Source organism: Oleiagrimonas sp. MCCC 1A03011 (assembly GCF_003267965.1).
Taxonomy (GTDB): domain Bacteria; phylum Pseudomonadota; class Gammaproteobacteria; order Xanthomonadales; family Rhodanobacteraceae; genus Oleiagrimonas; species Oleiagrimonas citrea.
Window position 1 is genome coordinate 244,298 of sequence record NZ_MSPY01000004.1, and the last position, 17,461, is coordinate 261,758.

20 protein-coding genes are annotated in these 17,461 nt (G+C 67.5%); 5 read left to right on the plus strand and 15 right to left on the minus strand.

The window, feature by feature from the left end:
* Positions 1 to 10 precede the first annotated feature (10 nt).
* From BTJ49_RS10440 to BTJ49_RS10450, 3 genes are read left to right on the plus strand one after another with little or no spacing between them, the layout of a single operon-like run.
* Positions 11 to 370: an EamA family transporter gene (locus tag BTJ49_RS10440; RefSeq protein ID WP_113065328.1), complete on the plus strand. Its 360-nt coding sequence runs from the start codon at positions 11 to 13 to the stop codon at positions 368 to 370.
* Entirely contained in the window at positions 367 to 747 is a 381-nt protein-coding gene (locus BTJ49_RS10445) for an EamA family transporter (protein ID WP_206098395.1), read from the plus strand. The genes BTJ49_RS10440 and BTJ49_RS10445 overlap by 4 nt, the downstream gene beginning before the upstream one ends.
* Complete coding sequence (locus BTJ49_RS10450; RefSeq protein ID WP_113065329.1) at positions 731 to 1,948, plus strand: DegT/DnrJ/EryC1/StrS family aminotransferase; 1,218 nt, start codon at positions 731 to 733, stop codon at positions 1,946 to 1,948. The genes BTJ49_RS10445 and BTJ49_RS10450 overlap by 17 nt, the downstream gene beginning before the upstream one ends.
* Positions 1,949 to 1,958: 10 nt before the next feature.
* On the opposite strand, the gene BTJ49_RS10455 is transcribed toward BTJ49_RS10450, so the two are convergent.
* Both BTJ49_RS10455 and BTJ49_RS10460 read right to left on the minus strand, forming a co-directional pair.
* Positions 1,959 to 2,834 (minus strand): arginase family protein, encoded by an 876-nt coding sequence (locus tag BTJ49_RS10455; protein WP_113065398.1) that lies wholly within the window; start codon positions 2,832 to 2,834, stop codon positions 1,959 to 1,961.
* The gene (locus tag BTJ49_RS10460; RefSeq protein WP_113065330.1) at positions 2,815 to 3,894 is read right to left on the minus strand and encodes a GNAT family N-acetyltransferase; all 1,080 of its coding nucleotides are present in this window, start codon (positions 3,892 to 3,894) and stop codon (positions 2,815 to 2,817) included. Before BTJ49_RS10460 ends, BTJ49_RS10455 begins: the two co-directional genes overlap by 20 nt.
* A 109-nt stretch (positions 3,895 to 4,003) precedes the next feature.
* Here BTJ49_RS10460 and BTJ49_RS10465 point away from each other — a divergent pair, with 109 nt between their 5' ends.
* Both BTJ49_RS10465 and BTJ49_RS10470 read left to right on the plus strand, forming a co-directional pair.
* The gene (locus BTJ49_RS10465) at positions 4,004 to 4,282 is read left to right on the plus strand and encodes a phosphopantetheine-binding protein (protein WP_113065331.1); all 279 of its coding nucleotides are present in this window, start codon (positions 4,004 to 4,006) and stop codon (positions 4,280 to 4,282) included.
* 41 nt (positions 4,283 to 4,323) lie between these two features.
* Positions 4,324 to 5,544, plus strand: a complete 1,221-nt coding sequence (locus BTJ49_RS10470; protein ID WP_113065332.1) for a beta-ketoacyl-[acyl-carrier-protein] synthase family protein — start codon at positions 4,324 to 4,326, stop codon at positions 5,542 to 5,544.
* Between the two features lie 96 nt (positions 5,545 to 5,640).
* Here the strand turns inward: BTJ49_RS10470 and BTJ49_RS10475 are convergent, their stop codons facing one another.
* The 13 genes from BTJ49_RS10475 to BTJ49_RS10530 all read right to left on the minus strand — a co-directional run bounded on the left by BTJ49_RS10475 (position 5,641) and on the right by BTJ49_RS10530 (position 17,375).
* On the minus strand, positions 5,641 to 7,053 hold the full coding sequence (locus BTJ49_RS10475; protein ID WP_205300787.1) for an aminotransferase class III-fold pyridoxal phosphate-dependent enzyme: 1,413 nt from the start codon (positions 7,051 to 7,053) through the stop codon (positions 5,641 to 5,643).
* A complete protein-coding gene (locus tag BTJ49_RS10480) occupies positions 7,050 to 7,739 on the minus strand; it encodes an MtnX-like HAD-IB family phosphatase (RefSeq protein WP_113065334.1) in 690 nt (229 codons plus the stop codon). The genes BTJ49_RS10475 and BTJ49_RS10480 overlap by 4 nt, the downstream gene beginning before the upstream one ends.
* Before the next feature lie 255 nt (positions 7,740 to 7,994).
* Positions 7,995 to 8,315: a non-heme iron oxygenase ferredoxin subunit gene (locus tag BTJ49_RS10485; RefSeq protein WP_113065335.1), complete on the minus strand. Its 321-nt coding sequence runs from the start codon at positions 8,313 to 8,315 to the stop codon at positions 7,995 to 7,997.
* Complete coding sequence (locus BTJ49_RS10490; protein ID WP_113065336.1) at positions 8,312 to 8,872, minus strand: GNAT family N-acetyltransferase; 561 nt, start codon at positions 8,870 to 8,872, stop codon at positions 8,312 to 8,314. The genes BTJ49_RS10485 and BTJ49_RS10490 overlap by 4 nt, the downstream gene beginning before the upstream one ends.
* A 44-nt stretch (positions 8,873 to 8,916) precedes the next feature.
* Positions 8,917 to 10,710: an amidase gene (locus BTJ49_RS10495; RefSeq protein ID WP_206098396.1), complete on the minus strand. Its 1,794-nt coding sequence runs from the start codon at positions 10,708 to 10,710 to the stop codon at positions 8,917 to 8,919.
* A gap of 167 nt (positions 10,711 to 10,877) precedes the next feature.
* Positions 10,878 to 12,128 (minus strand): cysteine desulfurase, encoded by a 1,251-nt coding sequence (locus BTJ49_RS10500; protein ID WP_113065338.1) that lies wholly within the window; start codon positions 12,126 to 12,128, stop codon positions 10,878 to 10,880.
* A gap of 32 nt (positions 12,129 to 12,160) precedes the next feature.
* Positions 12,161 to 12,517: a cupin domain-containing protein gene (locus BTJ49_RS10505; protein WP_113065339.1), complete on the minus strand. Its 357-nt coding sequence runs from the start codon at positions 12,515 to 12,517 to the stop codon at positions 12,161 to 12,163.
* A complete protein-coding gene (sufD, locus tag BTJ49_RS10510; RefSeq protein WP_113065340.1) occupies positions 12,514 to 13,839 on the minus strand; it encodes a Fe-S cluster assembly protein SufD in 1,326 nt (441 codons plus the stop codon). The genes BTJ49_RS10505 and sufD overlap by 4 nt, the downstream gene beginning before the upstream one ends.
* Positions 13,839 to 14,603: a Fe-S cluster assembly ATPase SufC gene (gene sufC / locus BTJ49_RS10515; protein WP_113065341.1), complete on the minus strand. Its 765-nt coding sequence runs from the start codon at positions 14,601 to 14,603 to the stop codon at positions 13,839 to 13,841. Before sufC ends, sufD begins: the two co-directional genes overlap by 1 nt.
* A gap of 37 nt (positions 14,604 to 14,640) precedes the next feature.
* Complete coding sequence (locus BTJ49_RS10520) at positions 14,641 to 15,285, minus strand: lysozyme inhibitor LprI family protein (protein ID WP_168184713.1); 645 nt, start codon at positions 15,283 to 15,285, stop codon at positions 14,641 to 14,643.
* 35 nt (positions 15,286 to 15,320) lie between these two features.
* The gene (locus BTJ49_RS16045; RefSeq protein WP_255420379.1) at positions 15,321 to 15,446 is read right to left on the minus strand and encodes a hypothetical protein; all 126 of its coding nucleotides are present in this window, start codon (positions 15,444 to 15,446) and stop codon (positions 15,321 to 15,323) included.
* 1 nt (position 15,447) lies between these two features.
* On the minus strand, positions 15,448 to 16,920 hold the full coding sequence (gene sufB, locus BTJ49_RS10525; protein WP_113065343.1) for a Fe-S cluster assembly protein SufB: 1,473 nt from the start codon (positions 16,918 to 16,920) through the stop codon (positions 15,448 to 15,450).
* The gene (locus tag BTJ49_RS10530) at positions 16,917 to 17,375 is read right to left on the minus strand and encodes an SUF system Fe-S cluster assembly regulator (RefSeq protein WP_113065344.1); all 459 of its coding nucleotides are present in this window, start codon (positions 17,373 to 17,375) and stop codon (positions 16,917 to 16,919) included. The genes sufB and BTJ49_RS10530 overlap by 4 nt, the downstream gene beginning before the upstream one ends.
* Positions 17,376 to 17,461: the final 86 nt, after the last annotated feature.

Genomic DNA, 17,461 nt, shown 5'->3' on the forward strand with positions numbered 1-17,461 from the left:
ACTGCCTGCCATGCAACCGACCGTCTTTTCCCTGTGGCTGCTGACCGTGGTGCTGGACACCGTGGGGCAGCTGGCCTTCAAGGCCGCCGCCGGCGATCCCGAGGCGGGCGACGGCCTGGCCCGCTGGCGCCACATGCTGGCGCGACCGTGGATCTGGCTCGGCGGCGTCTGCTATGTCTTCGAATTCCTGGCCTGGATCGCCTTCCTGACACTGGTGCCGCTCGGACGCGGTCTGCTGCTGGGCTGCATCAACATCGTGGCGATCATGCTCGCCGGCCGGCTGCTGTTCGGCGAGACGCTGACGCCCCGACGCGTGACCGGCATGGTGCTGATCACGCTCGGCGTCGCCCTGGTCGGAGCCGGCCTGTGAAGCGCTTCTACTTGATCGGATTCGGCGCGCTGCTCACGTTCGACACGCTGGCGCAGATCTGCTTCAAGCTGGCCGGCATGCATGCGCTGCCGCTGCAGCCGAATCTCGCCTGGCTGCTGCGCCTGTTCACCCACCCGTGGGTGTACGGCGCCGTCATCGGCTACCTGGGCGCGTTCTTCACCTGGATGACGCTGCTCAAGCATGCGCCGATCGGCCCGGCGTTCGCCGCCTCGCACCTGGAAGTGGTGACGGGCCTGCTGCTGGCGGTGCCGATCTTCGGCGAGCACATCACGCCCGTGCAGGGACTCGGCGCCATCGCCATCGTCGGCGGCATTCTCGTTCTGGCCAAGGGCGAAGGCGATGCCGCACCGGACTGACCGCCGCGAGATCCCGCCCACAGCCGGGCTGCCGCTGCAGTTCGGCGACCTGTACGGCCGCGCGGACCCACTGCCCCATGCTCTTGCCCCCTTCCTCGGCACCGCCGACGCGCTGACGACCTGCTCGGGCACGGCCGCGCTGGTCGTGGCGCTGCGCGCGCTGGCTTCGATCAGTGAACGCCGCGAAGTGATCGTGCCGGCCTACACCTGCCCGCTGGTCGCCATTGCGGTCGCCCACTGCCATCTGCAACTCGTGCTGTGCGACACCCTGCCCGGACACTTCGCGCTGGACCCCGAGTCACTACAGCGGCTCGCCGGCCCGGAGACGCTGGCCGTCGTGCCCGCGCACCTGGGCGGATGCCCGGTCGATCTCGGCGAGGTGTGCGCCATCGCCCACGCCGTCGGCGCACGTGTGATCGAGGACGCCGCGCAGGCGCTCGGCGCCCGCCACGCCGACGGCACGCCCGCGGGCATGGCGGGCGACATCGGGCTGTACAGCCTCGCCGCCGGCAAAGGACTGAGCACCTACGAAGGCGGACTACTGGTCACGCGCGATGCAAACCTGCGCGACGTGCTGCACGCCAACGCGCGGGACACGCTGCCGCAGCGCTTCGGATGGGAGTTCCGGCGCAGCATCGAACTGCTCGGTTACGGGCTGCTGTACCGCCCACGCGGCCTGCGACTGGCCTACGGCGCGCCGCTGCGCCGCGCCCTGCGTCGCGGCGATCCGGTCGACGCGGTCGGCGACCGGTTCCCGATGGAGATCCCGCTGCATCGACTCGGACGCTGGCGTCAGCGCGTCGCAGCGCGCGCGGCCAAGCGTCTGCCGGCGTTCCTGCATCGAACACGCACGCAGGCCATGCAGCGGCGGGCACGTCTGGGCGCCCTGCCCGGCCTGCGCGTGCTCGACACACCACCCGGCGCACAGGGCACCTGGCCGTTCTTTCTGCTGCTGTGCGATGACGCGGCCACGCGCGACACGATCATGGCTGCCCTGTGGACGAGCGGTCTCGGCGTCAGCCGGCTGTTCATCCACGCGCTGCCGGACTACGCCGATCTGACAACGATTCTGCCTGCGGCGACCACACCGCACGCACGGGACTTCGCCGCACGCAGCTTCACATTGACCAACAGTCCATGGCTGGACGACGCACGCTTCGAACGCGTCGTCCGACAACTGCGCGCCAAACTAAGCGGGTGACCGCGCAGGCTCAGCCCGCGCGCCGGGCGGCGTCGATGACCGTCAGCAGACGCCGGTTCACCGCATGCTGCTGTGCCTGCCAGGCGGCCAGGTCCGCGTCCGAAACCGGCGGCTGCCGATCCAGTGCGGACAGGACGCGCTTCCACCACTGCGCGTAGCGCGCCATCGACACCTCGCCGGTGACGTCGCTACCGACAAGACGACCGTCCAGCGCGCGGATCGCCGCATGCAGATCGTGTTCGCGCAGACAGCCCTGGTCCCAGTTGGTGCGTGCGTCCTCGGGACTCAGCACGTCCTTGTCGATGGACAGATAGACCGGCGTCTCGCTGCGCGCCATCTCCGTACGGAAAGTCTGCAGCAGCGACGGCACGTCCGCGAAGTTGCGGAACGCGGCGCCCAGCCCCACCGCACGCGCCCAACCGGTGCGCGCGCCGATGGACCAGTAGGTCAGGCGCCCCCGCCGCAGCGGACCGAGATGATTTTCCCAGGCATGGACCGGGCCGATGTCCGACGAAGTGATACCGACTACGTGCACGTGCAGCACGTTGGGCAGCTGCGTGACATCGCGCACCCACGAACCGCAATGCACGCCGAAGGCGAACCGCATGTTGTCGGGATGGTTGTCGAAGACCACCACCTCCAGCGGCCCATGCTGCAACGCGGCGCGCTCGATCAGCGGCAGGCTCAGGTGATGGAAGTCGCCGCTGCCGGTGAAGAACGTACCGCCCTCGCGCGGCAGCAGCTCGCCCAGCCGCTGCGCGAAGCCGCGCAGCTGACGCCGGCTGCAAGCGAAACGCAGCGGCGCGTTCCAATGCGCGAGCGGCACCACCACCGCCTGCGGCAGGGTGTCCACGGAGCCATCCAGATCAAGCACCACCGGGCGCATGCGCATGCTTTTCCTCGTACCAGTGACGGTCGCTTTCGAAATGCCGCGAGAGCCGCTTCAGCGCCCCGCGCAGCAAAAGATTTCGCGGACGCACCGCGTGCCGCGTGAAGGTCATGCGGGCGCCGAGATGGGCCTTCACCTCCGGGTCGGTCCAGCCGGCGATGTAACGACGCAGGCCCTGCGTCCGCGCGTATTCGAGATTGTGCATCCAGCTCACCGCGTACAGATTGCATTCGCGCGCCTGCGGATAGGCGAAGCCCACGTACTTGTCGACCAGCGCATCGCCGTGGCGATAGCACAGGTTCCAGCCGATCATCTCGCCCTCGCGCCGGTAGACGAAGACCACGCCGCCACTGTCGCCGTCCTGGAGCACGTCACGGAAGAACGCCTCGGTCAGGCGGTCGAAATGGATCTCGCTCTGCGCATAGACGGCGGCGTACAACCGCATGAACGCAGCGCGCACCTGCGGATCGCCGAAGCGCGGATCGCCCGTCGCCACGGTCTCCACCTGCAGTTGCTCGCGAGCGCGCAGTTTGCGGCGAATATCCTTGCGCGCACCTTTCGACAGGCGCGCCAGATACGCGTCGACGTTTTCGAAATCGATCGGCACCCAGGCCAGCGCCTGCCCTTCCAGCAGCACGAAGCCACGGTCGGCACAGGCTTCGGCGAAGGCATCGCACCAGGCGTTGCCGTGCGCATCGAGCAGCGGCGAATCCTGCGGAATGTCCTTGACGATGAGGAACGGACATTCGCGTCCGTGCGTGTCGACGAGTTCCCCTGCCAGCGCGGCCGGATCGGCAGACGCCGGCAACCAGGCGTACTCGCTGACCGTGGTGCCGACGAAACGCGTGCGCGGCTGCAGCCAGCGCGACCAGCGCCGATAGCCGGGCAGACCGCTCACTCGCGCGCGCAGCGCCGGGTCGGCGGTGGTCAGGAGGTCGAACGGCGCGACGAAGCCCGGCATGCCGCCGACGACCGTGTCGGCGGCGAAGTCTTCCGGCGGATGCCGCAGGAAATGCCGCACCAGGGCCTCGGGTTCCAATTGCGATACGAAAGGCATGTGCAAGATTGCCTGACTAGATTGCGGGATACACGACGGCTACGCCGCCGTCCTTGCGCCACTGCGGCGCGGATGCGGCGGCACGGCGGTCCCCGCTGGGAGTCCCCACATGAACGCATCCGTACAAGAGCAAGTTTTCAAGATCATCGCCGAACACGGCAAGGTCGACGTCGACCAGGTCACCCCCGAGTCGACACTGAAGGATCTGAACATCGCGTCCCTCGAAGCGATCGAGATCATCTTCGACATCGAGGAGCACTTCGACATCAACATGCCCGACCGCGACCCGGACTTCGACGCCGACTCGGCCAAGGGCCTGGTCGACGCGGTCGAGGAAGCGCTCGCCGCGAAACAGGACGGAGCCGCCGACGCCGGCGCCAAGGCCTGACCCGGACGACCGTCCGCCCCCTCCGAAAACAGGAAACGCACATGCGACGCATCGTCATCACCGGCATGGGCGCGATCAGCGCTTGTGGCATGGGCGCCGAGCCGCTCTGGCAGGCCATGCGCGACGGCCGCAGCGCGATCGCGCCGCTGGTCTCGCCCGATCCCGCCGCGCAACTGCGCATGAAGGTCGCCGCGCAACTGCGGGATTTCGACCCGACCGCGCATTTCGACAGCGCGCGCCTCGGCCTGCTCGACCGCACCGGCCAGATGTGTCTGGTCGCCGCGCGCGAGGCAGTCGCCCAGGCCGGCATCGACTTCGGCCGCGACGGTCTGGCGGCGCGCACGGCCACGGTGATCGGCACCGGCGTCGGCGGCGAGATCGCTCGCGACGAGCAGGGCCGGAAGGTCCACGGCGAGGGTTCCTCGCGCGTGCACCCACTGTCCATCGTGCGCATGATGCCGAACGCGCCGGCCAGCCATCTCAGCATCGAGTTCGGCGTCACCGGACCGGCCTTCGGCGTGGTCAGTGCCTGCGCATCCTCGAACCACGCCGTGATCCAGGCCGCCGCCATGCTGCGCAGCGGCCTCGTCGACGCTGCGTTGGTCGGCGGCACCGAATCGTGCTTCAGCCTGCCCGGCCTGCGCGCCTGGGAAGCCATGCGTGTAGTCGCCGACGACACCTGCCGGCCGTTCTGCAAGCAGCGCCGCGGCATGGTGCTGGCCGAAGGCGCGGGCGTGTTCGTGCTGGAGACGCTGGAGCATGCCCGCGCGCGCGACGCGACGATCCTGGCCGAGTTGGCCGGCTTCGGCATGAGCGCGGACGCCGGCGACATTGTCGCGCCCTCGGCGGACGGCGCAGCGCAGGCCATCCGCGCCGCACTCGACGACGCCGGTCTGGCGCCGGAGCAAGTCGGCTACATCAACGCCCACGGCACCGCGACGCCGGCCAACGATCCGACCGAGACGCGCGCCATCCGCCAGGTCTTCGGCGCGCATGCCGAACGGCTGGCCGTATCCTCGACCAAGGGCGTGCACGGCCACGCACTGGGCGCCGCCGGCGCGCTGGAACTCATCGCGGCCATCGGCGCGCTGCGCGAAGACATCCTGCCACCCACGGCGAACTTCCTCGACGCCGATCCTGCCTGCGACCTGGACTACGTGCCCAACACGGCGCGCGCGCAGCGCGTCGACGCGGTGCTGTCCAACTCGTTCGCCTTCGGCGGTCTCAACGCCGTACTGGCGCTGCGCCGCTGCGAGGACTGAGCGCCGGCCTGCACCACTGCACAAAGCAAGGCCCCGGCGCGAACGCCGGGGCAGACTTGCAGCGGACTCCCCCATCATGCCTTGCACCGGGCGCGCTCAGGCAGCGCGCTTGGCCTTGGTCAGCAGCTGGTCCAGCAGCGCGATGCCGAGGTCGATCTCCTCGGTGGTGATGTGCAGCGACGGCGCCAGCGTGATGACATTCTTGTAGTAGCCGCCAATATCCAGCACCAGACCGATCTTCTTGCCGTTGTGCTCCAGCTCGCCGGCCAGACCGATGTCGACCATGCGATCGACCAGCGCCTTGTTCGGCGTGAAGCCGTCCTCGGTGCAGATCTCGCAGCGCAGCGCCAGACCCAGGCCGTCGACGTCGCCGATCTCCTTGTGCCGCTTCTGCAGGTCCTGCAGACCCTCCAGGAAATGCGCGCCCTTGGCCATGACCATGGCTTCGTAGTCGGTCTCGTGCATCATGCGCAGCGCCTCCAGCCCGACCGCGGTGCCCAGCGGGTTGGCGTTGAAGGTCGAATGCGTGGAACCCGGCGGGAACACCTCGGGATTGATCAGCTCTTCGCGCGCCCACAGGCCCGACAGTGGATTGAGGCCATTGGTCAGCGCCTTGCCGAAGACGATCATGTCCGGCGTCACGCCGAAGTGCTCGATGGACCACAGCTTGCCGGTGCGGAAGAAGCCCATCTGGATCTCATCGGACACCATCAGGATGCCGTACTGGTCCAGTACCTTCTTCAGGCCCTTGAAGTAGTTCATCGGCGGAACGATGTAGCCGCCGGTGCCCTGCAGCGGCTCGATGTAGAACGCCGCGTACTCGCACTCGCCGACCTTCGGGTCCCACACGCCGTGGTACTCGGTCTCGAACAAGCGCGCGAACTCGGCCACCAGGTGCTCGCCGTACTCTTCCTTGTCCATGCCCTTGGGGCGGCGGAACGGATACGGATACGGCAGGAACATCGCGCGCTCGCCGAAGTGGCCGTAGCGGCGGCGGTAGCGGTAGCTGGAGGTGATCGCCGACGCGCCCAGGGTACGGCCGTGATAACCGCCCTCGAAGGCGAACATCAGGCTCTTGCCACCGGTGTAGTTGCGCACGATCTTCAGCGAATCCTCCACCGCCTGCGCGCCGCCGACGTTGAAGTGCACGCGCCCCGGCAGACCGAACTTGCGCTCGGCATCGACGGCGATGGTCCGGGCCAGCTCGATCTTCTCGCGGTGCAGATACTGGCTGGCAACCTGCGGCAGGTGATCGATCTGGCGCTTCAGCGCATCGTTCAGACGCGGATTGGCGTAGCCGAAGTTCACCGCCGAGTACCACATCTGCAAATCCAGGAACGGCGTCCCGGCGGTGTCGTACATGTAGCTGCCTTCGCAGCGGTCGAACAGCTTCGGCGGATCGGTGTAGTGGACGGTGTCGCCGAAGGAGCAGTATTTCGCCTCGTCGGCCAGCAGGGCCTCGTCGGTCTCGGTCGCGGTCTCGGGGACCCGCATTGCAACGGTATTCATGCCAGATGGACTCGCAGGGGGAAGAGTTCGGGGAAGGTGTCGCCGAGCCGCTCCGGCAGCGTGTCGAGCAGTGCGCACGCGTCGGAGAAATCGACGATGGTCCGGTGCGGGATGCCCGCGCGCCGGCAATGGGAAATCAGTTTCTTCTTGGCGAACACGTAATCGGCGATGCCGGCGACGCAGAAGTCGGACTGGCCGTCGCCGATCATCAGCACCTTTTCGTGGCCGCGCGCGATCGCGCACTTGCACGTGCCGCTGGCGGCGGCGCAGGCGGCGTCGGCATGCGGCGAGTTCAGTTGCCAGCCGCGCTCGCCGTCGTGCAGCAGGCGGTTGGCGCGAACCGGAAGGTCGCCCAGGCCGTGGCGCGCCAGGATGCGGCGGATCGCGTAGTCCAGGCCGTCGCTGACGACCTGCACCGCCATGCCGCGGCACTGCGCCTCGGCCACGAAGCCGGGAAAGGCGGGATCGATGGGCAGGGCATCGAGCGCCGCGTCGACCTCGTCCAGCGAGGCGTCGATCAGCGCGATCTGCGCCGTCATGCACTCGCGCGAACCGATGGCACCGTCACGCCAGCGCGCTTCGATCGCCTCCCATTCGGGAAGCGCGAAACGACTCAGCAGTGCATCGGTGACATCGTCGAGGGCGATGGTGCCGTCGAAGTCACACAGAATGGTCCAGTCGTGCAAGGCAGCGGTTCCGCAGCAGTTCGATGGGCTTTCAGCCTAGAACCGCATTCTTTCGACGCCCTTTCCCGCTCCTGCCGCCGCACAGAAGTACTCAGCCCGTCTTCAGCCGAACCGTCGCGCAGCGTGAAACGGACGCGATTCCCTGTCTAGCAGCCGTCCGCATGCTCGAACCCTGCCTGCTCCACGCAGCATCGACCGTCACGGACGAAGCACGTCCACGACGAAACCATGCGCGTGCCGCCCGCGCGACGGATCTCAGTCGAAACGGTCGTCCCGCGTCCAGATCACGCCGTCTTCCTGCTTGACCGGGAAGCAGGCGATCGGCTCGTAGGCCGGCGGACAGGTCGGCTTGCCCGAACGCACGTCGAAACGTGCACCGTGCCGCGGGCATTCGACCTCGAAACCGTGCACCTCGCCACCGGCGAGGTCGCCGCCATCATGCGTGCAGGTGTCCTCGACCGCGTAGTAATCGCCGTCGATGTTGTAGACCGCGATCGGCGTGTCGCCGTCCCACACCACCTTGAACTCGCCCGGCAGCAGTTCGCCGCTGGGACCGACCTCGATCCACTCGCTCATGCGGCATACTCCGCGGAAAGGGGCTTGGACAGCCATTCGAAGCGCAGATCGTCGCGCTTGGGGATGCCGAAGCGTTCGTCGCCGTAGGGGAACGGCGCGTGCTCGCCGGTGCGCCGGTAGCCGCGACGCTCGTACCAGGCGATGAGGTCGTCGCGCACGTCGATGACGGTCATGCGCACCTCGCGGCAGTGCAGGTCGTCGCGCAGACGGCGTTCGGCCTCGGCCAGCACCGCGCGCCCCAGGCCGCCGCCCTGGCGTCCCGGCTGCACGGCGAACATGCCGAAGTAGCCGAAATCGCCCTTGCGCTCGATGTGGCAGCAGGCCAGCAGTATGCCGTCCTGCTCGGTCAGCAGCACCTGGCTGCCGGCGCGTTCGATGTCGGCGGCGACGCCCTCGGGATCGATGCGCTGGCCGTCCAGCAGGTCGGCCTCGGTGGTCCAGCCGACGCGACTGGCGTCGCCGCGATAGGCCGATTCCACCAGCGCCACGATGGCGGGGATGTCCGTACGCTGCGCGGCGCGGAAACTGAGGGAAAGCTCGTTCGTCATAGCCGCCATGATAGCGTCCGCGCGGCCGGATCGGCCACGCGGACGCTGTGCGGTCAGAATCCGGACGGACGCTCGTGCGCGACCTTCAGCTTGCGCTCCATGGCGCGCCCGACGCGGGCGATCACGCCTTCCTCGAACAGGCGGCCAACCAGCGTCACGCCGTACGGCACGCGACGCGGCGGCGAGAAGCGCGGCAGCGGATGTGCCGGATCGGGCGCCCAGTCGCTGCGCGCCTGCGAGATGTGCACGAAACCGGTGCGCAGGGTCAGCGACGGCTGCCCGGTCATGTTGCTGATGACCATCATGTCGTCGCGCATGGACGGAATCAGCAGCAGGTCGACTTCAGACATGAGTTCCGCCATCGCCTGGGCGACCTTGCGCCGCAGACGGTCGGCCTGCACGTAGTCCACCGCCGACAGGAAGCGCGACTCACGGAACAGGTTCGGCCAGGCGTCCGGCGTCTGTACGGTCAGCTCGGCGTCCTTGCCGCTCAGGGTCAGCTCCTCGAACGCCGCCGCGGCCTCGGCGAACAGCAACAGGTTGAGCGAGTCGTAGGGCCAGTCCGGCAACGAGACCGGCTTGGTTTCCAGTCCCAGTTCGCGCAGGGTCTTCACGGCGTCGCGATCCAGCTCGGTGGCCGGAGCTTCCTTCATCCAGTCCGGGAAGTAGCCGACCTTCAGCCCCTTCACCGACGCGCCGGCGTCGTAGTCCAGTCGGCTCGGCACACTGTAGACGTCACCCGCGTCCGGTCCGGTGATGGCGTGCAGGATCAGCATGGTGTCTTCGACCGAACGCGTCAGCGGGCCGAGCTTGTCCATGGTCCAGCACAGCGTCATCGCGCCGGTGCGCGGCACGCGGCCGAAGGTCGGGCGCAGACCGGTGACGCCGCAGCGCATCGCCGGATCGATGATGCTGCCCTGGGTCTCGCTGCCGATGGCGAAGGCCACCAGACCCGCGCCGGTCGCCGAGCCCGGCCCCGCGCTGGAGCCGCCGGAGCCCTCTTCCGGCACCCACGGATTCATGGTCTGCCCGCCGAACCAGATGTCATTCAGCGCCAGCGCGCCCATGCTGAGCTTGGCCACCATCACCGCGCCGGCGTCGTGGAGCCGCTTTACCACCGCCGCGTCTTCCTTCGGCACGCGGTCGCGGAACGGCTCGGCGCCGTAGGTGGTGCGGATGTCCGCGGTGTCCAGCAGGTCCTTGCCGCCCCAGGGAATGCCGTGCAGCGGACCACGGTACTTGCCGGCGGCGATTTCGCGATCGGCCTGACGCGCCTGCTTCAGCGCGTGGTCTTCCAGCAGCGTGATGACGCAGCGCAGCTTCGGATTGAAACGCTTGATACGCGCGATGTAGATCCTGGTCAGGCGCTCGGACGTGAGCCTGCCGCTGCGGATCCACTGGCTCAGCTGGACTACGCTGGAGAAGGCGATGTCCTCGTCGCGCGTCGGAAGCGGGCCGGCGTCGTCCATGGCTGGCTGGAAACGGTCCGCGGCAGGGCCGACCGCATGACCGGGCAGCTGCGGATTCCATACCGTGGCCGGCGCCAGACTGTCCTCCAGCGCCACCTTGTTCGGCCCCGTGCGGCGCTCCAGTACGCCCGCCATCGACGTGCGCCAGCTCGACGCGGCCTGTTCGCGCTGCGCCGGAGTCATGCGGACCCGCACCAACTTCTCGGCCTGCGCGAAGGTCATGTCGGTGACCTCCGGACCGGCACCGGCGCCGTCGTTGAAGGTCGGCGCCGTGCCCGGCACATTCTTCGTGGTGGCCTGAGCCTGGAGCTTGAAGGCAGCGAAGGCGCCCAGCACGCCGATGGGCAGGCGGGTCAGAAACTGGCGACGCGATTTCATGGACATTCCCCAACAGGGCGCGTCCGCTGCTCCAGCCACGCATGCCGGCCGCTGGACGACGCGCCGGTGATCGGTGGCGTCCATGTGCTCCCTGGACTGCGTGCTTCCGGCCGGCCTCGAGCTTCAGAGCATAGCGCATGCCCGAGCCGCTGGACGCCCGATGCGGATCAGGCCAGCAGCTTGCGCACCTTGGCCAGCGCCTCGATGAAACGGTCGATCTCCTCGCGCGTATTGTAGAACGCCATCGAGGCGCGCGCCGTGGCCGGCACGCCGTAGAAGTCCATCAGCGGATGCGCGCAATGATGCCCCGAACGCACGGCCACGCCCTCGAGATCGAGCATGGTCGCCAGATCGTGCGACTGCACGCCGTCGATCAGGAACGAGATCACCGCCGCCTTGTGCGCGGCCTCGCCGAAGATGCGCAGCCCCGGCACCTGCTTGAAGGCCTCCGTGGCGTACTCGAGCAGCGCCTGCTCGGTCGCCGCGACCCGTTCCATGCCGAGGCCGGAGAGGTATTCGGCGGCCGCGCCCAGACCGATGAACCCGGCGATGTTGGGCGTGCCGGCCTCGAACTTGTGCGGCGGATCGGCGAACTCGGTGCCGGAGAAGCGCACCTTGCGGATCATGTCGCCGCCACCGAAGAACGGCGGCATGGACTGCAGATGCTCGGGTCGGGCCCACAGCACGCCGGTGCCGGTGGGGCCGGCCATCTTGTGTCCGGTGATGGCGTAGAAATCGCAGCCGATCGACTTCACGTCCAGCGGCAGATGCGGCGCCGCCTGCGAACCGTCGATCAGCGAAGGGATGCCGCGCTCGCGGCAGGCCCTGGCCAGCTCGCGCACCGGATTGACCGTGCCCAGCACATTGGAGACATGGGTGAACGCGGCCAGCTTCACGTCCGGCGTCAGCTGCTCGACGAACTGCTCGACGATCAGCTCGCCCGCCTCGTTGATCGGTGCCACCTTCAACGTCGCACCGGTGCGTTCGCACACCAGCTGCCACGGCACGATGTTGGCGTGGTGCTCCATGGTCGTGACCAGGATGGTATCGCCGGGCTTCAGGCGCGGCAGCGCGAAACTGTAGGCCACCAGATTGATGGCGTGCGTGGTCCCGGAGGTGAACACCAGCTCGTCGCGGCTGTTGGCGCCGAGAAACTTCGCCAGAATGTCGCGCGCGCCTTCGTAGGCGGTAGTCGCTTCCTCGCCGAGCGCGTGCACCGCGCGCGCCACGTTGGCGTTGAAGCGGCTGTAATAGGCATCGACCGCATCGATCACCGCCTGCGGCTTCTGCCCCGTATTCGCGCTGTCCAGATACACCAGCGGCTTGCCGTGAACTTCGCGCGCGAGCACCGGGAAATCGGCGCGGATGGCGGACGGATCGAGCGGCTGGACCGGAGCTGGAGCTGACTTGGCGTTCATGACGGACTCGTGTGGGGAAACGGGAAATCGACCTACGGCGCGACGTCGCGATCACCGTGACTCTTCGGCGCCGACACGACGAGGAAGCGTACCGCAGCGCCGGACGCGTTGCGCAGACAATGTGTCGCACCCGGCGGCACGTGCAGTCCCTGCCCGGCACGGAGCCGATGATCAACGCCATCGAGCTCCATCGTCGCCTCGCCTTCCAGCACGTAGAAGAACTGGCGCGCACGGGCATGGCGATGGCGCGTCTCACTGGCCCCGGACGGCATGCGTTCCTCGATCACGCTGAGGTCGTCGCCGGCCAGCAGATGCCAGCCGTCGCAATCGCCGCCCCAGCGGTAGTGCTCGGCCACGCGCGCATCGATGACGGGCGTGGCCGAGCTCACGCCGCGGTCTCGCCGCCCGGAAGGCGTTCGGCCAGACGCTCGCCCAGATGTTCGCGCAGGGCTTCGTTATCCAGGTCGTCCAGCGCTGCGCGACAGAACGCCAGCGTCAGCAGCGTGCGCGCCGCCACCGCCGGAAGTCCGCGCGAGCGCAGATAGAACAGTGCGCGTTCGTCCAGCTGACCGACCGTTGCGCCATGCGCAGCCATCACTTCGTCGGCGTAGATTTCCAGCACTGGCTGCGTGTCGATCTCGGCATGCGGCGACAGCAGCAGGTTCTTGTTGCTGAGCGCGGCGTCGGCGCCGTCGGCGCCCTCGGCCACGGTGATCGCACCGTGGAACACGCCCCGGCCGCGCTGATCAGCCACGCCGCGCCACAGCGCATCGCTGGCGGTGTGCTTCGCCACATGCCGGATGTCCAGACGCGTGTCCAGATGCTGCCGACCGCCCGGCAAAAAGACGCCGCGCGTGTCCAGCCGCGCGCCTTCGCCGCGCAGTTCGGCGTCCAGCTCGCGGCGCACCAGACTTCCGCCCAGCTCCAGCGCGTGCACGCGCGCGTGCGCATTGGCATCCAGGCGCACGCGATCGCGGCGCATCAGCAGCGCGCCATCGGCGGCTTCCTGCAGACCGATCCACGCCAGTTTTGCCCTGGCATGCAGCACGATGTCGCTGACCTGCGTGCCCAGGTGCTTGTGCGGGCCAGTGCCGACATGATGCTCGATCAGCGTCAGCGACGCGTCCTCACCCAGCTCGACGATGTTGCGCGCATGCCAGGCCAGGTCCTCGTCGGCCGGCGTGCCGATCTGCACCAGATGCACCGGCGCGTCGATGCGCGCGCCCTGCGCCACGCGCAGCACCATGCCGTCGCCGGCGAGCGCCGCGTTGAGACGTGTGAAGGCATCGGCCGCCTGCTCACCGCCGCGACTGAGGAAGAAGCGCAGCGGTTCGGCATCCTCCACGAGCGCCTGAGACAGCGGATGCAGGCGCAACCCCTCCGGCAAGGCGTCCAGCGAGGACAGGTCGGCACGGAACACGCCATGCACGAACACCAGACGCGGACCGTCCACGCCGGGCAGGACGAAATCCGAGATATCGACCGCACGCGCGGCGGCCTCTGCATCGCCGGTCAGGAACGCGCGGCGCTCGAGCGCACGCAGCGCGGTGTATTTCCAGGCCTCGTTGCGCGCACCCGGAAGCCCCTCGCGCACGAAGGCCTCCAGCTGCTCGCGACGCAAGGCATCCAACCAGGGCAGACCGGCACCGGGCAGGCGCGCCAGCACGTCTGGAGCGCGCTCGGCCTGGGCTTCGACGAACGGCGACGCCATTACGCCGCTCCCGCCGGTTCGCCGTGCTCGGCGACCCAGGCATAGCCATGCTCTTCCAGCTTGTGCGCCAGGGTCTTGTCGCCGCTCTCGACGATGCGGCCGTCGGCCAGCACATGCACGAAGTCCGGTTCGATGTAGTCGAGCAGACGCTGGTAGTGCGTGATCAGCAGGAACGAACGCTGTGGGTCGCGCTGTGCGTTGACGCCTTCGGCGACCTGCTTGAGCGCATCGATGTCCAGACCCGAATCGGTCTCGTCCAGGATCGCCAGCTTCGGCTCCAGCAACGCCATCTGGAAGATCTCGTTGCGCTTCTTCTCGCCGCCGGAGAAACCTTCGTTGACGGCGCGGTTGAGCAGGTCCGTCGACAGATTCATGACCTTGAGCTTCTCGCGCACGAGCTTGAGGAACTCCATCGAATCCAGCTCGCTCTCGCCGCGCGCCTTGCGCTGCGCGTTGTAGGCCGCGCGCAGGAAATAGGTGTTGTTCACGCCGGGAATCTCGACCGGGTACTGGAACGCCAGGAACACGCCGGCAGCCGCGCGTTCTTCCGGCTCCAGCGCCAGCAGGTCCTGGCCCATGTAGGTCACCGAACCCTCGGTGACTTCATAGCCGTCGCGCCCGGATAGCACATTGCCCAGCGTCGACTTGCCGGCGCCGTTCGGCCCCATGATGGCGTGCACCTCGCCGGGCCCGATCTCCAGCGAAAGGCCCTTGAGAATCTCTTTGCCCTCGACGCGGGCGTGCAGGTTTTCGATCGTCAGCATGTTCGTCTCAATTCGAATGTTCGTTGTCGCCACGGCCTCAAAAGACCTGCAGATAACTCGCCAGCGCCCGCGCGCGTGTCCTGGGCAGCGCAATGCGCTTGCGCATCGCGATGACCGGCCAGATCGTGCCCGAACGGTGTCCGTACAGATCGCTCAGCGCGTCGAACTGCGCATCGCGGTATTTCAGCCACTGCCGCTGCGCCACGCGCATCGACTCCTTCGCGGCGGTGTCGATATCGGCGTCCTTCGACGCCATGAAGCGGCGGTACCACAGATTCATCTGCGCATCCCAGCGATGGTAGGCCTCGCCGTAACAGCCCTCGATGTCACGCGTGCTGACCGCCTTCTTCAGGCAGGCATCCAGCAATCGATCGATCGGCTGCGTCTTCAGTCCGTCCAGCACCGTCACCGACTTGCCACTGACCGGATCGACCAGCACCGTGCCGGTCTTCTCCGAATATGCCAGCTGCAACGCCTTGCCCTTGGGCCAGGCATCGACCTGCTTCCAGGCCAGGCCGTCGTAGATCACTTCCAGATTCATCGTGTCCGTGCCGTTGCGCAGGACGACGCGCGACGGATCGTGGTCGGCCTCGAACTGCACGGACTGCTGCCATGCCCATGCTCCGGACGTCGCGGCATGGCTACCGGACGACATCGCACACGCTGCAAACGACAGCATCATGGAGAGCCATGTTGTTTTCATCGCACCGTCCCCGTTCACAGCAACTGGATGCCGAAGTGCTGTACAGCCAGCGCGCCGACGCGTCCGCTGCGGCACGCGGTCTTGGTGATCGCCACCAGCACCGCGACCGTGACCAGATACATGGCGATCAGGTACGGCATCTCAGCCCACCGCGCCTTCCAGCGAGACTTCCAGCAGCTTCTTGGCCTCGACCGCGAATTCCATCGGCAGCTCGCGGAAGACCTGCTTGCAGAAGCCGTCAACGATCATCGACACCGCGTTCTCCTCGTCCAGTCCGCGAGCGCGGCAGTAGAACAGCTGGTCGTCGGAGATCTTCGAGGTGGTGGCCTCGTGCTCGACGATCGCCGTCGGGTTCTTCACTTCCATGTACGGGAAGGTGTGCGCGCCGCAGGTCTTGCCGATCAGCAGCGAGTCGCACTGCGTGTAGTTGCGCGCGCCCTCGGCGCCCTTCTCGACCTTCACCAGCCCGCGGTAGGCGTTGGAACTCTTGCCCGCACTGATGCCCTTGGACACGATCTTCGAACGCGTGCCCTTGCCGACGTGAATCATTTTGGTGCCAGTGTCGGCCTGCTGGTGATGATGGGTCAGCGCCACCGAGTAGAACTCGCCCACCGAGCGGTCGCCCCGCAGCACGCAGCTGGGATACTTCCAGGTGATCGCCGATCCGGTCTCGACCTGGGTCCACGAGATCTTGCTGTCGTCGCCGCGGCAGTCGCCACGCTTGGTGACGAAGTTGTAGATGCCGCCGACGCCGTTCTCGTCGCCCGGATACCAGTTCTGCACGGTCGAATACTTGATGCTGGCCTTCTCCAGCGCGACCAGCTCGACCACCGCCGCATGCAGCTGGTTCTCGTCGCGCATCGGCGCGGTGCAGCCTTCCAGGTACGAAACGTAGGCCTCGTCCTCGGCGATGATCAGGGTGCGCTCGAACTGGCCGGTGTGGCCGGCGTTGATGCGGAAGTACGTGGACAGCTCCATCGGGCAGCGCACGCCCTTGGGAATGAACACGAACGAACCGTCGGAGAAGACGGCCGAATTCAGCGCCGCGAAGTAGTTGTCGCCGGTCGGCACGACCGTGCCCAGGTACTCGCGCACCAGTTCCGGATGTTCCTTGATGGCTTCGCTCATCGAGCAGAAGATCACGCCGGCCTCGGCCAGTTCCTTGCGGAACGTGGTGCCGACAGACACCGAGTCGAACACCGCGTCCACGGCCACGCCGGCCAGACGCGCGCGCTCATGCAGCGGCACGCCGAGCTTGTCGTAGGTCTCCAGCAGCTTCGGGTCGACCTCGTCCAGCGACTTCGGCCGATTCTTCGGCGCGGCGTAGTAGCTGATGGCCTGGAAATCGATCGGCGACAGCTTCAGCTTGGCCCAGTCCGGCATCGGCATGGTCAGCCAATGGCGATAGGCCTCCAGTCGCCATTCGGTCATCCACTCGGGCTCTTCCTTCAACGCCGACAGCGCGCGGATGATGTCCTCGTTGAGGCCCGGCGGCAGGCTGTCGGTTTCGATGTCGGTAATGAAGCCCGCGCCGTAACGGCGCGAGAGCGCCTCGACGACCTCGGGGTTGTTCTCGCGAAGCGTGGCTACGTTGTCGCTGCGTTCGGCAGTCATGTGGGGGATTTCCGTGATTCGGCGGGCCGCGGCGCGAACTGCACCGGCTGCGGCGCCGGTTCCAGCATCTCGGCCAGGGTCATGGCGCGCAGAGCCTGCGCCACCACCGTGTTGATGCGCTGCCAGTTGCCGCGCACTGTGCAATAGGATTCGTGGTCGCAGCTGCCGACGCTGACACTGCACTCGGTCATGCTCAGCGGGCCTTCCATCGCCTCGACGATCTCGGCCAGATTGATACGCCCGGCCTCGCGCGCCAGTCGGTAGCCGCCGTTGGCGCCGCGGAACGACTCCACCAGTCCGGCATGACCAAGCGTCTTCAACAGCTTGCTGACCGTCGGCAATTCCAGGCGCGCTTCCTCCGCGATCTGCACGGCCGAAAGCACCTCGCCCGGCTGCGAGGCCAGGCAGGTCATCACCACGGTGGCGTAATCGGTCAGGCGGCTGACACGGAGCATGCGGAATCGGCGGCGGCTAAAACGTACCAAAATGGTACGGATTGCGCCTGCACGGGTCAATCGAAACTCCGCCCCAGCTTGGTGCA

Coding starts and splice junctions, on each gene's coding strand:
- BTJ49_RS10440 (WP_113065328.1), top strand. CDS start 11: ATGCAACCGACCGTCTTTTCCCTGTGGCTGCTGACCGTGGTGCTGGAC.
- BTJ49_RS10450 (WP_113065329.1), top strand. CDS start 731: ATGCCGCACCGGACTGACCGCCGCGAGATCCCGCCCACAGCCGGGCTG.
- BTJ49_RS10455 (WP_113065398.1), bottom strand. CDS start 2,834: ATGCGCCCGGTGGTGCTTGATCTGGATGGCTCCGTGGACACCCTGCCG.
- BTJ49_RS10460 (WP_113065330.1), bottom strand. CDS start 3,894: ATGCCTTTCGTATCGCAATTGGAACCCGAGGCCCTGGTGCGGCATTTC.
- BTJ49_RS10465 (WP_113065331.1), top strand. CDS start 4,004: ATGAACGCATCCGTACAAGAGCAAGTTTTCAAGATCATCGCCGAACAC.
- BTJ49_RS10470 (WP_113065332.1), top strand. CDS start 4,324: ATGCGACGCATCGTCATCACCGGCATGGGCGCGATCAGCGCTTGTGGC.
- BTJ49_RS10475 (WP_205300787.1), bottom strand. CDS start 7,053: ATGAATACCGTTGCAATGCGGGTCCCCGAGACCGCGACCGAGACCGAC.
- BTJ49_RS10485 (WP_113065335.1), bottom strand. CDS start 8,315: ATGAGCGAGTGGATCGAGGTCGGTCCCAGCGGCGAACTGCTGCCGGGC.
- BTJ49_RS10490 (WP_113065336.1), bottom strand. CDS start 8,872: ATGGCGGCTATGACGAACGAGCTTTCCCTCAGTTTCCGCGCCGCGCAG.
- BTJ49_RS10495 (WP_206098396.1), bottom strand. CDS start 10,710: ATGAAATCGCGTCGCCAGTTTCTGACCCGCCTGCCCATCGGCGTGCTG.
- BTJ49_RS10500 (WP_113065338.1), bottom strand. CDS start 12,128: ATGAACGCCAAGTCAGCTCCAGCTCCGGTCCAGCCGCTCGATCCGTCC.
- sufD (WP_113065340.1), bottom strand. CDS start 13,839: ATGGCGTCGCCGTTCGTCGAAGCCCAGGCCGAGCGCGCTCCAGACGTG.
- sufC (WP_113065341.1), bottom strand. CDS start 14,603: ATGCTGACGATCGAAAACCTGCACGCCCGCGTCGAGGGCAAAGAGATT.
- BTJ49_RS10520 (WP_168184713.1), bottom strand. CDS start 15,285: ATGATGCTGTCGTTTGCAGCGTGTGCGATGTCGTCCGGTAGCCATGCC.
- BTJ49_RS16045 (WP_255420379.1), bottom strand. CDS start 15,446: ATGCCGTACCTGATCGCCATGTATCTGGTCACGGTCGCGGTGCTGGTG.
- sufB (WP_113065343.1), bottom strand. CDS start 16,920: ATGACTGCCGAACGCAGCGACAACGTAGCCACGCTTCGCGAGAACAAC.
- BTJ49_RS10530 (WP_113065344.1), bottom strand. CDS start 17,375: ATGCTCCGTGTCAGCCGCCTGACCGATTACGCCACCGTGGTGATGACC.